Source organism: Citromicrobium sp. JLT1363 (genome assembly GCF_000186705.1).
Taxonomy (GTDB): Bacteria; Pseudomonadota; Alphaproteobacteria; order Sphingomonadales; family Sphingomonadaceae; genus Alteriqipengyuania.
On the sequence record NZ_AEUE01000018.1, the window covers coordinates 1 to 531 of the forward strand.

At 56.1% G+C, this 531-nt stretch carries 1 protein-coding gene; it reads left to right on the forward strand.

Annotation, left to right across the window (positions count from 1 at the left end; genetic code table 11):
• The first annotated feature begins 42 nt into the window (after positions 1-42).
• Positions 43-411, forward strand: coding sequence for a hypothetical protein (locus ADAD_RS16225; RefSeq protein ID WP_010415661.1), 369 nt, complete (start codon positions 43-45; stop codon positions 409-411).
• The last annotated feature ends 120 nt before the right edge of the window (positions 412-531 follow it).

The following is a 531-nucleotide window of genomic DNA, read 5'->3' on the forward strand; positions in this document are numbered from 1 at the left end:
CCGAACCTGTGTTGCCTAAGCGTCATGTGAAGGATAGGGATAATGGCACCGCGTAAACGAACCAAAGCCGCCGACAAAGAACCGAAGCTTTCGCTAGCGGTCGCGCTTGACTTTATCAAGCTTGCGCAGGCGGATAAGGCAAACGACCTAATCGCTAAGTCGCATTGCCGACTTGCCGGAAACTATGCCGTCGCGTTTGACGGCGTGCTTGCCATGGGGCACCCAATCGAAGAAGAATTGAACTTGTGCCCACAAACGTTCCGACTAATCGACGCGTTGTCGCGCTGCAAAAAGGCTGTGTCTATCACGCAGCTTGACGGCGAAAAGCTGGCAATCAAGTCGGGTAACTTTCGCGCGGTTATCCCTTGCTTGAACCCTGCGGCCTTACCCTACGCTAACGCCCGACCCTAGGGCCGGTGACGTGACCGACGAACTTAAGTCGGGCTTCGCGGCCTTGTCGCCTATCGTGTCGGGCACCGGGCAAACCGTCGTTGAAAGTTCGTTGTTGTTGAACGGCGGAAGCATGGTCGC